The sequence below is a fragment of the Paenibacillus sp. MY03 genome, assembly GCF_002165585.1.
Taxonomy (GTDB): Bacteria; Bacillota; Bacilli; order Paenibacillales; family Paenibacillaceae; genus Pristimantibacillus; species Pristimantibacillus agaridevorans.
This window is the reverse complement of sequence record NZ_MXQD01000054.1, coordinates 44,731-58,663: the sequence shown is the minus strand read 5'-3', so window position 1 is coordinate 58,663 and position 13,933 is coordinate 44,731. Positions and strand designations below refer to the sequence as shown.

Here is a 13,933-nt window from a genome sequence, read left to right as displayed (position 1 = left end):
TGCTGTACACTTAATCACGAAAGACCATCCAAGTTACGGACAGGAGGAATTGTAGTGAAGCAAAAGCTCGCAAAACTGACAGCCTGCTTAATGACGATGACTTTGCTGGCCGGCACGTTATGGGGCAGCGCTCCCCCGCAAGCCGCGGCATCGGGAACGGAGTTTCCGATCGGCATCTTCTACCCGCCTTCCCCGGCGGAGACGACGCTTGCCAAGTATCAGCAAATCAAAGACATGAACGCCAATCTGATCGTCGGCGCCGCCGTCATCAACACGCCGGAAGCCAACGATGCCGCGTTGTCGCTTGCGGACAGCCTGGGGCTCAAGATGCTCGTCGACGATTACCGCTTCCACTGGCGGACGGAGATGGTTCAGCAGCCGGCCTATGACACCGGGTACTACGTCAGCAATACGAACCGCCTCGGCCAAACCTTTCGGACGCCCGCGGGATCGGGCTGGTACCTGTCTTATGCCCAATTGAAGATCGACCCGGTCTTCTGGGGATCCGGGACGACGCTGACGATGCGCATCTACGATTCTCCGGCCCGTGCGACCTTGCTCGGCTCCGCTTCCGTCGGCGGCCCGCAGACGGTCTACGACCATGGCTTCGGGTTCGGCATCCCGATCGCGGCCAATACGACGTATTACATGGAGCTGACCAGCAACAGCGCCAGTCCCGTCGGCTGGGTGACCGCCAATTCCGGCAATCCGTACGGAAACGGCATGTTTTACGACAACGGGACTGCGGTATCCGGCACCGATCTCTTGTTCTACATCTCCTTCTCGCAGCAGGCCTACAACGACCGGAACAGCCCGAATAACGCCGACGTCGACCTTGTAGCCAATTATTACAAAACCAAATCCGGCCTCCTCGGCTACCATCTCTACGATGAGCCGGGCGCGACTCTATTCAATCGCGTTGCCGCCGTCCGCGAGCGCATTCGCGCCATCGACCCGGAACGGATGGCTTTCGTCAACCTGTTCCCGAACCAGGCGACGGACGCGCTGCTCAAAGTCAATGCCATCTCTGGAGAGTTCTCGCGCCCGACAAGCGTGCTGGGACAATCCTTTACGACCTCCGCCGGCCAAACCGCCATCGATACGATACAGCTTTGGGTGGATCGCCTGCAATGGGGAAGCGGTGAAGCGCTTACACTTCGGCTTTGGAATTCGCCGTCCAAAACCTCCCTCGTCGCCCAGTCGACATTGACCGGAGCGACCAACAACTGGCCGGTATTTACGCTGAACGCAACGGTAAGCCCGAACGCCTCCTACTACTGGGAGTTGACCCATAACGGCGGGGGCGACGGATCCATCGGCTGGGTCATCCGTACCGAGGACGGGCTCAAGCTGGTCAAGGACGGCACCGGGACCGGTTATGTCAACGGGACGTCGATCGATTCCGACTTCTGGTTTGTCGTCAATCAGAACATTCAGGGCGGCACCTACGAGGATTACGTTTATCGCTGGACGCTTCAGCAGCCCGACGTCATGGCCTTCGACCATTATCCGTTCAAAGCCGATGGAACAATGACCGCCAACTATTACGACAATCTGGAAACGATTCGCAGGCAATCGCTGCTGGCCGACCTGGATTTCTGGAGCTATATCCAGTCGGTCGGCATTACAGGGCACCTGCGCAAGCCGTCGCAGAACGACATGCGATATCAAATCTATACGAACCTTGCCTATGGAGCCAAAGGATACATTTATTTCACGTACCGGACGCCGGGCATCGAATCCAGCGGAGAACCGTTCCATAACGGGCTGATTCTGCCCGACGGCACAACGAATGACACGTATGGATACGCGACGACGCTGAATGCGGAAGTGCTGAAGCTAGGTCCTACCTTGTTAGGTCTGCAATCGCAGGCTGTCTATCATTCGGGAGCCTTGCCCGCGACGACCAGCGCCGTGCCATCCGGCTTCTTCTGGCAGCCGTCCACCGCGCTGCCGTCGGTCATCGGCTATTTCACGAACGGCTCGGGCCGCAAATATGTCATGGTCGTCAACCGCGACGAAGCGAACAGCCGCACGCTTTCCTTTACCTTGCCAGGAAAGCCGGCCTCCGTAACCGAGGTATCCAAGTCGACCGGTCTGGAGATAGGCACCTCCTACAATGCCGCGACAGGAGTTATATCCGCTTCTTTCGCGCCTGGAGAAGGCAAGTTGTACGCGCTGCCGGCAGGCTTCTAGATGGGTTGGCAAAAGCAGAGGGCGCATCATGCGTGCCTCTGCTTTGCTTTGCATCAATCCCCGTTATTGACGATATTGTCCAATATCTTGTTGATGGCTTCGCCGATCGCCCCGAACAATACCGTCTTGTCGCCAAGCGTCGAAGGGACGATGCGTACCTGGGTCGAGATATGCGCGGACATGATTTCCTCAAGCGGCTCCAGATACAGCTTGTCCAGCTCCAGCATCAGGCCGCCGATGATGACGGCTTCCAGATCGAGCAGCAAGCAGATATTGCGGAGTACGCAGCCCAGCTTGGCAACGCCCTCGCGAATAATGGCCAGCACGCGTTCGTCGCCCGCCCGCGCCGCGGCAAACATCAGCTTCGCGTAATCCGCGATCCGATGCAAATCGATGTCTCCTTCTCCCATCGAAGCGAGCACATCGGGATACCGCTCCTTGACCTTGCAGAGCAAGCCGAATACGGAGATATGATAATCCGCGACATTGACGAGGGAAACCCCTTGCCCCTCCACCACAGGTTTGTTGTCCATGATCCACAAGCCGATTTCTCCCGCGGACCCGCGACTGCCCTCATATAATTGATTATTGAGAATAAGTCCGGCCCCTGAACCGAGATCCAGCTGAATATTGATAAAATTGCTGTAATCGACGCCTGCGCCAAACAACTGCTCACCAACGGCCGAGCAGTTCAAATCGTTCTTGACGATGACGTCGGAGCGGAAGCGGCCGGCGAACCGATCCCGCAGCGCCGTGCCCGGCAGGTCGATGATCCGCGGGGCAAAAACGATGGCGCCCGTATCCGGGTCGATGATGCCCGGCGAGCCGAGGCAGATGCAATGCAGCTTCTCCTCGGGGATATCATGCTTGCTCAGCAATTCGCCGATCGCATCCATAATGCGGTCGGCCGCTTCCGGCGTGATTTGCCACGTATCCTCGACGTGCGCATAGTCAAGAACGTTCGTCCCGCTCAGATCGGATAAAGCAATGCGCGAGCTGCTGCTCACCATATCCACCGCAACGACGTAGCTGTAATTATAATTAAAGACCAGGTTAATCGGCTTCCGTCCCCGCGCCGACGTGCCCGCTCCTTTCTCCAAAATGACGTTGCGCGAAATCAGATCGTCGATGTTGGCGGATATGCTCGGCGCGCTCAGCATCAGCTTCTTCGCCAGGTCCGATCTGGACAAGCTGCCTGCGGCCCGGATTTCGTTAATGATCAAGCTTTGGTTGGTCGTCTTGATCTGCTTCTGGTTTACTCCTTTGGCTCTCATATTGGCGTTCCCACTTTCAAGTTATGAAATTGGTCAAAATATATCATAAAATAAAGTTACTGTCCATGATTTATTAATTAAGCTAATTAATAAAAAAGGGGAGTTGTCCAATAAGTCCTCAAAATAAAAAGTTGAGCGGAAACTGTCTTCCGGCCAACTTTTTTTGCGAACCTGCTTTTTCGGGAAAGCGGCGAGGTGGATGCCTGCCACTTTTACCATTTAACCAAAACGGGGCATCCGACATTCCGCTTTCGCTGATTTATTGGATAGCCATTTGGCCAGGTGCAGGCCAGTTTTCGAGCCATAAAGACAACGGGGGCTCCCTTAAAAGTTCACTTCTCGGACAGCCCCTTTTGGATTCAAAACGGCAGTTGCCAGGCCTACATCCGCTCAGGCGCCGATACGCCGACCAGGCGAAGCACATTGGCGATCGCGATGCGGACAGCGCCTAACAAGGCCAGACGCGCCTGCGTTTGCTCCGCGTCGTCCGTAATGACGCGTTCAGCGCGATAGTAGCTATGGAATTCGGCTGCCAGTTCGTACACATAGCGGATCAAGCGATGCGGCGCGTAACCTGCGGCCGCTTCCGCAATCTCTTGCGGCAGCTCGCCGATCTTGCGGATCAAATCGAATTCCGCTTCGCTGTTCAGCTTATCCAGCGCGACGCCCGCTATACCCGCGATATCGATGCCCTGCTCCTCGGCTTGGCGGAAGATGCTGCAGATGCGCGCATGGGCATATTGCACATAAAATACCGGATTCTCGTTGGATGTCGAAATCGCCAGATCCATATCGAAGTCCAGATGGGAATCCATGCTTCTCATCGTAAAGAAGTAACGGATCGCGTCTACGCCTACTTCGTCCATCAGATCTTCCATGGTGACGGCTTTGCCGGTACGCTTGGACATCTTCATCTTCTCGCCGTTCTGGAACAGGCTGACCATCTGCGCGATCAGCACGGTCAGCTTCGCCGGGTCGTTGCCCAACGCTTCCATCGCCGCCTTCACGCGAGGAATGTAGCCATGATGGTCCGCGCCCCAAATATTGATCATGCGATCGAAGCCGCGGCCGTACTTGTCGCGGTGGTACGCGATGTCTGGCGTAAGGTAGGTGTAAGAGCCGTCGTTCTTCACGAGCACGCGGTTCTTGTCGTCGCCGAACGGCACCGTGTTTAGCCAGGTTGCTCCTTCTTCCTCATAGACGTGTCCGGATGCCTTTAGCGCCTCCAGCCCTTGTTCGACAAGCCCGTTCTCATACAGCGAGGTCTCGCTGTACCAGACGTCGAAGCCGACCCGGAACCGGCCGAGGTCGCGCTTGATCTTGTCGAGCTCCTTCTCAAGCCCGAAGTTGCGGAAGTACGAGAAACGCTCCTTGTCGGATAGTCCCAACAGACGGTCTCCCTCTAGCTCCGCAAGCCCCTTGGCGAAGCCGATAATGTCTTCGCCGTAATAGCCGTCTTCCGGCATCTCCGCTTCTTGTCCGAGCGCCTGACGGTATCTTGCCTCTAGCGATACGGCCAGGTTCTCGACTTGTTTGCCGGCATCGTTAATGTAATATTCGCGCGTGACGTCGTAGCCGGCGAAATCCAGCACGTTGCACAGCGCATCGCCGACGGCCGCTCCGCGGGCATGGCCCAGATGCAGGCTGCCTGTCGGGTTCGCGCTCACGAATTCGACTTGCACGCGCTGACCCGCGCCTTCGTTTACGCGGCCGTAACGCTCGCCCGCTTCCAGCGCGCTCCGAACAACGGGGTATAGATAACTTTTGTCCATACGGAAGTTAATGAAGCCCGGACCTGCAATCTCCGCCGACTGGATCGAAGCGCTTTTTGCATCCAAATGCTCGATAATCGCTTCCGCGATCTGACGCGGATTGCGCTTCGCGAGCTTCGTCAGCTGCATGGCCGCATTCGTCGCCAAATCCCCATGGGTCTTGTCCTTCGGTACCTCCAGCACGAAAGCCGGCAATTGCTCCCGCTCCGCCAGTCCCGCCGCTACGGCCGCATCGGCGATCGCCGTTCTGACCTGCTCATACATAACTTCAAGTACATTGACACTGTTGCTCATTATTCATGCTCCTCCTGTATACAAAGACGGATATGGAACCGTCCCGATAATCGCTCTTCCACCAGCAAGCGGTACTTCCACTCCAGCGTGAACGGCAGCAAGGCAGGAAGTCCCTGCCCATCGTGCTCTGCACCGCCGCCCTGAATCGACAGCTTCGTCGTATCCGTCTCCAGCTCGAATGCCGTCATCGCGGACCGATAGCTCCCTCGTCGTCGCTGACCGTCCACGAAGGTCTGCTCCATCTTAACGGCCCCGCTGCGGGTCAGCGCAAGCTCCCCCCGCGAATAACGAATCAGCGTGCGGATTTCCCCGTCCGCTTCGGTATATCGAATATATAGCGATCTCGCCTTGCGGAACCACTCTCCGTGGTAAATCTCCTGCACCCGTTCCCCATCCTGTACGCTCTCCAGCGTCAGCAGGGCCTTGCCGCTTGCTTCCATAGATTCTCTAACTCCCGCGTTCATTGAAATGTCATGTTACTACTATATACAGGAAGTGCCGTAATTTCAACGTTCTCCTGCTGGGAGATGCCCTTGCGCATAGGGCAAAATCGTCTTCCATGCTTCGACCCGGTCATGGAGATTCCTCATATGCTTGGTCGGAATGGGACTTGTGGACGGCATCTTGAGGAGCGCCACCTTGCGCGGAAGAGCGCCGCCGTCCTTGCCGTAATATTTGCGGAACGTGTCGAAAGCCTTGCTTCCATTAAACGCGATGCAGACGATACCCGGATAATGCTCCAGCAAACCTGGGAAATCATTGGGCAGCTCGCCCTTAATGTTCACGTCCAGGCTCCCTTCCCGTTCGCAGGAATTAATTACGTCCCATAGGGCCAGCCTATTCGCCTGCAGGAAATCCAATCGTTTGCCATAGTCGGCGTCAGGCGAAGGATAAAGAAGCTCAGAAGCCGGCGTTGCGGCAGACTGCTCTGTTTGCGGTTCGCCGAATAACGCGTACACGACGCGCCAGAAAAAATTTTGCGGATGTCCGTAAAATTGTCCGTGCTCCAACGACTTCACGCTTGGCGCCGTGCCGGATATCAATACCCGTGCCCGATCGTCGATCAGGGGCGGAAACGAATAGATGCGCTCGCTCATGCGACGTCCTCCTCCGAATGGCTTTTTCTATAAGTAGATATACAATACCGCTATTGGGGGATGAATCGCAAGCAGCTGGAAGCTGCTCCGACCGTTCGAAAAAACCAAGGAGCCAAGCGGCAAGCCGCCTGACTCCTTGGTTTTGCACTTTCTATCCAATCAATGACTCGCTCAGTTGCTGCGCCACGCGATAAAACGCGCAAGCATGGCGGACACTTCTGCCCGGGAGGCACACCAACAGGCGCCAGAAGATTCCCCGGCTTGCCGTTCAGGATGCCCGTCTCCACCGCCCAATCCATAGCTCCCCTTGCCCAAACGGAAACTTCGCCGCTATCCGCAAAGCTCTTGCTGCCGCCGTTCGCTGCAGGCTGTCCGGCATACCGGTACAGCAAAGCAATCAACTGCTCCCGGGTAATGGCCGCCTCCGGGGCGCTGCCGTCGCTGATTCCCGCAGCCATAGCCCAATCCCGCGCCTTGCTGTACCAAGATCCGCCGCCCTCGGTTTCTACTCCGTCCAGTCGGGCCAGCACGGTAAACAGCATGGCGCGGCTCATGGATACGCCGGGGGCAAACATCCCTACCTCCGTTCCAAGGAACAGTTCGCGGCTGGCAGTAAAAGCAATCGCCTCGGCTGCCCAATAGTTGTCGGGCACATCCTGGAAGACGATCCTATTGTCGATCAGCTTCACCGTAAAGACTCCAACCCACAAAGTGTGGTGTTGAAGTCTTCTTCGCGTCTTGCTATTGCAAACCCGCCGCTTCTGCGCGACTATACCCGCTCGATCACGAACGAGAAGGACATCGGCGCGTCAGACGGAATCGTATACGGCTCGTGTACCGGAGCGCCCCAGCTGTCGTCGCCTCCGACGCCCATTTGCCGCCCCGCGACGGTGATGACGGTGTAATGCGCCTGCGGCAGCTCGTAGACATGCTGCGCGTTCTCCAACTCGAACGCCGTGTAAGGCGATACGCCGCATTCCACGGGCGCTCCGTCCGCGGCGATCCGAATGCCGCGTCCCAGGACGTCCGTGACGTCCAGACGGCGCACGCCGGTCCGGTTGCCGGATTCCTGCGGCATCACATAGCCGGACACGTTGCCGGCTGCCGTGCCTTCGAAAGAGCATAGGCGCGCGCCTTGGGCCCGATCGGCATAGTTCTCCTCCGGTCCCAGCGCCAGCCACTTCAGCTGATCGTAATCCGCCGACACCTTGAAGGATACCGCGAAGATCGGCAGCTTCGGCAGACCCGCCGCGCCGCTGTAATCAGCCTGTACCCGGATGCTGCCATCCGGCCGAACCGTATAGGCCATACGCGTCTCGAGCTCGGCGCTGACAGAGAAGCGGAACCGGTAAGCGATCGTGATCGAACCGTCCTCGCCATCCTCTTCTACGTCGATTCCGACGCACTTGCGAGCCAGACTGGCGGCGTACCAGACGCCCGCGTCGAAGCCTTGGGAGAATCCTCTGTCATTGTCCGTCGTCGCCCTCCAAAAGAGCGGAGCCGGAGGAGTCGCTATCATCTCGCGTCCCGCATAATTGAGCGAGATCAGGCTCATCGCCTGCTTCGAGAAAATCGCGCTGAAGTCTCGTCCCTTCACGCCGATGTTGACATCGCCATGCACGATCGCAAGCTTCGCTCGAACGTCTGCCGCTGTCCCTGGGATTGCGCCGATGCCAGTCGTTCCACCTGGAAGCGCGCAGCCGTCCGGGCCGCATATGTCTGCCGCTCCGCCGACGAAGATCAGGCCGCCGGAAGCTCCGGCGCCAGCCTCAGCGGAAGTCCCGGGTAAGTCGTCCATGCCGCCGCCGAGGCCCCAAGCATCGCCGGCACTGCCCCCGGAGATGTCCATCGCGCCGACTCCGCTGACCGCCGCGCTCTCCACGCGAAACACATGCTGACCGAAAGCGACCTCATGGCCGGCCTCTGCCCACAACGTGTCTTCCTTCAGGCGGAAGGAAACGTCCACCGCGTATTCGCCAGGTACAAGCGTCAGCGCGCCTTCGGCGAATTCGAACGGTACGTAAGCTTCGCCGCCGGCAGCCACGTTAATCTGCTCGACGCGGCTGGCCAGCTCTCTGCCGTCGGCCGACAAGACAAAGACCAGATCAAGCTCCGACGTATCCGCGAACAGATTTTCGTTGCGGATCGCAACGCCTTCGCGGTCCGGCATCAGCTTGATGTTCTGATAAAGGAATTTGACCTCTTGCATCTTCGGCGATTCCTTGCGGTCCGCGTACACAATACCGTTCGTGCAGAAGCCGTAGTCCGTCGGACGATCGCCGAAGTCGCCGCCGTAAGCCAGAAATTCCTTGCCGTAACGGTCCTTCTTATAGACGGATTGGTCGATGTAATCCCAGATGAAGCCGCCCTGGTACATCGCGTACTTCCGCTCCAGATCGGTGTACAGGCTCATGCCGCCCAGCGAGTTGCCCATGGCGTGCATATATTCGCAGCTGATGTACGGTTTGTCGGGATTTTGATCGAGATACTCTTGGATGTCGGCCGGTTTCGCATACATTCGGCTCTCCATGTCGCTCGCTTCCGTAAAGGCACGGTCGTAGAACACGCCTTCGTAGTGGACGAGACGTCCGCTGTCTACCGAGCGGAAGTAACGCGACACGTTTACCAGCACATCGCCAACGTACGACTCGTTGCCCAGCGACCAGATCAGGATGGACGGATGGTTTTTGTCCCGCTCGTACATCGAGATGGCGCGGTCCATGACGATATCCTGCCACTCCGGCCGGCTGCCCGGAATGTTCCAGGACGGCTCGACGGCGCCCATCTTCTGCCAGGAGCCGTGCGTCTCCAGGTTCATCTCGTCGATGACGTATACGCCGTATTCGTCGCATAGCTCGTACCAGTAGCTCTGGTTAGGGTAATGCGAGGTCCGGACGGCGTTCATGTTGTTCCGTTTGATCGTCCGAATATCCCATAACATATCTTCCTTGGAAATAGCGCGCCCGGTACGCGGGTTGAACTCGTGGCGGTTTACGCCCTTAAAGACGATCCGCTGGCCGTTAAGCGTCATGATCTTGTTCTTCATCTCGAAGCGGCGGAAGCCGACGCGGTTCGGAATCGCTTCGACCAAAGCGCCGTTTGCGTCCAAAACCTCCACGATAAGCTCATACAGGTAGGGCTTCTCGGCGCTCCACAACTCCGGATTGCCAACCTTCGTCTCCAGTACGGCGTTCAAACCTTCGCCCAGTGCCGTCGCTGCGTAAGCAACCTCATTGCCCTCGGCGTCATACAGTTTGACGACCGCCTTCGAGCCCGCTGGCGGCGTCTCGCGAAACGCCAGCGCCGCGCGCAGCGAACCTTGCGTCAGGCTTTCGTCCAGCTCCGCTCGCACGTCGAGATCGTAGACATGGATGGAAGGCACCGTGTAGAGATATACGTCGCGGAAAATGCCGGAGAACCTCCAGAAGTCCTGATCCTCCAGCCAGCTTCCCGTGCTGCGCTGGAACACTTCCACCGCCAGCTTGTTCTCCCCTTCGCGAACGTAAGGCGTCAGGTCGAACTCGGACGGCGTAAAGCTGTCCTCCGAATAGCCGACGAACTTGCCGTTCAGCCAGACGTAGAATGCGGTCTCTACGCCCTGGAACGAGATGCAAACCGGCTTGCCGGCCATATCGGCAGGAAGATCGAACAGCTTTACGTAGCTGCCGACGGGATTGTCTTCCTTGGAGATAAACGGAGGTCTAAGCACCTCATGTCCGTCCCACGGATACATCGTATTCACATATTGCATTTGGCCGTAACCCTGCGTCTGAATGTGACCCGGCACCTGGATATCGCCCCAGCTTGACGTGCCAAACTCCTCGCTGAAAAAGCCCGCAGGCCGGCTCGCCGGGTTCGGCGAATAATGGAACTTCCAGGAGCCGTTCAAAGAATGGCGCATCTCCATCGGCACCCGGCTGCGAGCCTCAGCCACCGAGCCGTAATAGGCATGGTCGGAATGCGCGGGCAGTCGATTTACCGCGAATACGCCAACGTCCTCCAGCCAATCCAGAGTTGGATTGGCTGTTAACGTTACATTTTTATCATTAAATTGCGAAGTTGTAGTCATGTGGTTTCCCCCTTCACCCTTCTGTTACTTCACCGAACCCGTCATGCCCGCCACGAAATGCTTCTGCATCAGAAAGAACACGATGGCGGTAGGCAATGTCGCGATCAGAATGACCGTCATAATAACTCCGTAATCCGGCGAATAGCTCGAGCCCAGATTCGAGATAAGCAGCGGAACGGTACGTTTCTCTGGCGATTGTAACACAACGAGCGGCCACAAGTAATTGTTCCAGCTCGACATAAACGTGATAATTGCCGCTGCGGCATAAGTCGTCTTCATCGTCGGCACGTAGATGCGGAAGAAGACGCCAAGCTCGCTAAGTCCGTCGATGCGGCCCGCTTCCAGCATATCCCTCGGAAACATCTTCGTGCTCTGGCGAAAGAAGAAGATCAGGAACGCCGTTGTCACCGTCGGCAGAATAACCGAAGAGATCGTGTCGATCCCGATAAAAGGCATCGTCCGCGAGATGCTGCCGAACATCCGGTACAGAGGCACCATCAACGCGGCGAACGGAATCATCATGGACAGCAGCAGAATGCTGAACACGATATCCTTCGCTTTGCTCCGGTAAATTTCGAAGCCGTAACCCGCCAGGGAGGCGATCAACATGGCGAGAATCGTCGTCGTGATGGAAATTTGGGCGGAATTAAGCAGCGCCGGCACCAAGTCGACCGTGTCGAACACTTTGCGAAGGTTCTCGAACAGCTCCGCGCCGGGAAGGAGTCTGCCTTGCGTGACGTCGATGGATTTGTTGGTGGCGCTGACGATCATCCACAAGAACGGGAAAATCGAGATAACCGCTGCCAGGCTGAGAAAGACGTACATCAGTGCTCTTTTCACTTTATGCATTCTTATCACCTGCCAATTTGAACTGTAGAACCGAGAAGATCACGATAAGTATAACGATCGCGTACGAAACGGTCGCCGCGTAGCCGAAGTCCGGCGTATATTTGAAGGACAGGTTATAGATATACTGGGACAGCGTCATCGTCGCATTGCCCGGTCCGCCCTTCGTAATGTTCATGACCTCGTCGAACAATTGCAGCGTGCCTATCGTCGACGTAATGGACGTGAACAGAATGATCGGCTTGAGCAGCGGAACCGTAATGCTGCGGAACTGCCTGAATGCCGATGCGCCGTCAATGCGCGCGGCTTCGTAGATGGAGCTATCGATATTTTGCAGGGCCGACAGATAGAAGATCATGTTGTACCCTGTCCAACGCCAGGTAATGGCGATTATGATCGTAATTTTGGCCCAGAAGGGATCCGTGATCCATTCGATAGGAGCATTCACGATATGCAGCTTGAGCAGCATCGTGTTGATAAGGCCGTCAGGCCCGAACAGGTATTTAAAGATAACCGAATAAGCAACCAGCGACGTAACCGCCGGAAGGAAAATCGCCGTACGGAAGAAACCTTTGAGCTTCAAGTTTTTGTCGTTCAGAAGCACCGAGATGAACATGGCAAGCAGGATCATAATCGGAACCTGAATAATCAAGTAAAGAAACGTATTCTTTAGCGCCGTGATAAATGTAGAATCCGACAGCAGCCGCTTATAGTTGTCGATCCCGACGAAGTCCAGGTTCGTCCCCGTACCCGACTGGAAGGACATGATAAGCGCCTGGATCATCGGGTAAAAATAAAACAAGCAGATCATGACGATCGCGATGGCTACAAAGGACCAGCTGATGGTGTTCGTCTTCGCCTTCAGATTCATGGCCAGGGCCTCCTCTATTCCAAAAAGAAACCTCGGAAGCCGCCCGCCTGCCACTTCTCGTATAGGCAGCAAGCGGCTGTCCAAGGTTCTCGTTCTCTGTGTTATTGCTTATTTGATTTGGGAATCGGCTTGCTTTTGAGCGTCTGCAAGAACAGCGTCAACGGCTTTGCCGTTCAGGTAGTTCTGCATTTCCACGACGAGGATGTCTTCGATCGCGTACGTGTGCATGCCGTAGTTGACGTTAGGGATTTCCGCAGTCCATTTCGCGAAGTCCTGTACGATCTCTTGACCGCCGAAGAAATCGTTTTTCGCTTTGTACGCTTCGCCTTCGGATGCAGGCTTGTAAGTGCCGATCGCGCCGATCTCCGTGACGAGCTTCTGGTACAGATCCACGTCTTTGCCAAGCGTAGCGCCGAGGAATTCGGCTGCCGCCTCTTTGCCCGGCACGTTCAGGACGTACCACGAGCTGCCGCCGAGGCTGGATGCGTGTACGGAATTGGCGTAGTTCGTAAGCTTAGGCAGAGGAACGATCGCCCATTTGCCGGATTGGTCGGCTGCCGCCGTGATGGATGGCGTGAACCAGTTGCCAGTCGGTACGGATGCCGCCGCGCCGTTGTTGTAATTTGCCACGAATTGGCTCCAGTCGGAGTGGATTTTCACGATGTTGGCGTCCATCATTTTTTTGTACGTTTCAAATGCTTCTTTCAGAGCGACGTTATCGGCCAGATCTGCCGTCTTGCCGTCTTCCTTCAGATACCAGGAGCCCGCGGATTGAATCATGACGCGCAGGATGCCGAGGTCGTTCGGATCAAGAGACAACATTTCTTTTCCTGTTTTTTCCTTAACGGCCTTGCCGATCTCGATGTACTGATCCCAGGTGATGTTTTGCATATCTTCTACCGTGTATCCGGCTTGCTCCAGATAGTCCGTTCTTACATATACGCCGGTAACGCCCGAGTCGAATGGAAGACCGTAGTTTACGCCGTCCACGCTAGTCGGTCCCAGCTTGTATTCCGCGAAGTCGGAAGCCGTGAAGCTGTCCGTCAGAGGATGGAACATGTCCGGATAAGCCTGCAGGAAGCTTTGTGCCCGGTAGTCCTCGATCAGAACGATGTTGGGAAGACCTTTTGTCGTGCCGGAGCTCATGCCGGTATTCAGCTTCTGAACGATATCATTTTGAGCGTTCTCGATGATTTCGATGTTTACGTTAGCGTTGTCGTCAGCGTAAGCTTCCTTAGCCAGATTCATCGCTTTAATATTGAAGTTCGGATCCCATGCCCAAACCGTAAGGTTGGTTGTTTCCGCTGCGTTGTTGCCGCCGTTCGCGCCGCCTTCGCCCGCCTTATTGTTGGCGTTCGATGAGCACGCTGCCGTAACGACCATCATGCCGGCAAGCAGAAGAGCCATCATTTTTTTCATTTGTCCAGACCTCCATTTTATATATGTGGCGAAAGCGTTTCCCGCCTTCTGATAACATCTTAGCATCGGGACAAAAGCGTGCGTTATGAGGATCT

10 protein-coding genes are annotated in these 13,933 nt (G+C 56.4%); 1 reads left to right on the top strand and 9 read right to left on the bottom strand.

From position 1 onward, the window contains the following. Nucleotides 1-54: 54 nt before the first annotated feature. Entirely contained in the window at nucleotides 55-2,196 is a 2,142-nt protein-coding gene (locus B1748_RS30310) for a hypothetical protein (RefSeq protein ID WP_087571704.1), read from the top strand. Between the two features lie 53 nt (nucleotides 2,197-2,249). Here B1748_RS30310 and B1748_RS30305 read toward each other — a convergent pair whose 3' ends face one another. From B1748_RS30305 to B1748_RS30265, 9 genes are all read right to left on the bottom strand, one after another. Next, nucleotides 2,250-3,470 carry an ROK family transcriptional regulator gene (locus tag B1748_RS30305; protein ID WP_087571703.1) on the bottom strand — a complete coding sequence of 407 codons (1,221 nt, stop codon included), beginning with the start codon at nucleotides 3,468-3,470 and terminating at the stop codon, nucleotides 2,250-2,252. Nucleotides 3,471-3,850: 380 nt separating this feature from the next. Further along, on the bottom strand, nucleotides 3,851-5,536 hold the full coding sequence (gene argS, locus B1748_RS30300; protein WP_087571702.1) for an arginine--tRNA ligase: 1,686 nt from the start codon (nucleotides 5,534-5,536) through the stop codon (nucleotides 3,851-3,853). Beyond that, nucleotides 5,536-5,976 carry a YwiB family protein gene (locus tag B1748_RS30295; protein ID WP_179215900.1) on the bottom strand — a complete coding sequence of 147 codons (441 nt, stop codon included), beginning with the start codon at nucleotides 5,974-5,976 and terminating at the stop codon, nucleotides 5,536-5,538. The genes argS and B1748_RS30295 overlap by 1 nt, the downstream gene beginning before the upstream one ends. A 66-nt stretch (nucleotides 5,977-6,042) precedes the next feature. Beyond that, nucleotides 6,043-6,633, bottom strand: a complete 591-nt coding sequence (locus B1748_RS30290) for a DNA-deoxyinosine glycosylase (protein ID WP_087571700.1) — start codon at nucleotides 6,631-6,633, stop codon at nucleotides 6,043-6,045. Between the two features lie 50 nt (nucleotides 6,634-6,683). After that, nucleotides 6,684-7,322 carry an S-layer homology domain-containing protein gene (locus tag B1748_RS30285; protein WP_256976040.1) on the bottom strand — a complete coding sequence of 213 codons (639 nt, stop codon included), beginning with the start codon at nucleotides 7,320-7,322 and terminating at the stop codon, nucleotides 6,684-6,686. 80 nt (nucleotides 7,323-7,402) lie between these two features. Further along, nucleotides 7,403-10,702 (bottom strand): beta-galactosidase, LacZ type, encoded by a 3,300-nt coding sequence (gene lacZ / locus B1748_RS30280; protein WP_087571699.1) that lies wholly within the window; start codon nucleotides 10,700-10,702, stop codon nucleotides 7,403-7,405. 24 nt (nucleotides 10,703-10,726) lie between these two features. Next, entirely contained in the window at nucleotides 10,727-11,551 is an 825-nt protein-coding gene (locus B1748_RS30275) for a carbohydrate ABC transporter permease (protein WP_087571698.1), read from the bottom strand. Next, nucleotides 11,544-12,419: a carbohydrate ABC transporter permease gene (locus B1748_RS30270; RefSeq protein WP_087571697.1), complete on the bottom strand. Its 876-nt coding sequence runs from the start codon at nucleotides 12,417-12,419 to the stop codon at nucleotides 11,544-11,546. Before B1748_RS30270 ends, B1748_RS30275 begins: the two co-directional genes overlap by 8 nt. A 108-nt stretch (nucleotides 12,420-12,527) precedes the next feature. Further along, a complete protein-coding gene (locus tag B1748_RS30265) occupies nucleotides 12,528-13,838 on the bottom strand; it encodes an ABC transporter substrate-binding protein (protein WP_087571696.1) in 1,311 nt (436 codons plus the stop codon). Nucleotides 13,839-13,933: the final 95 nt, after the last annotated feature.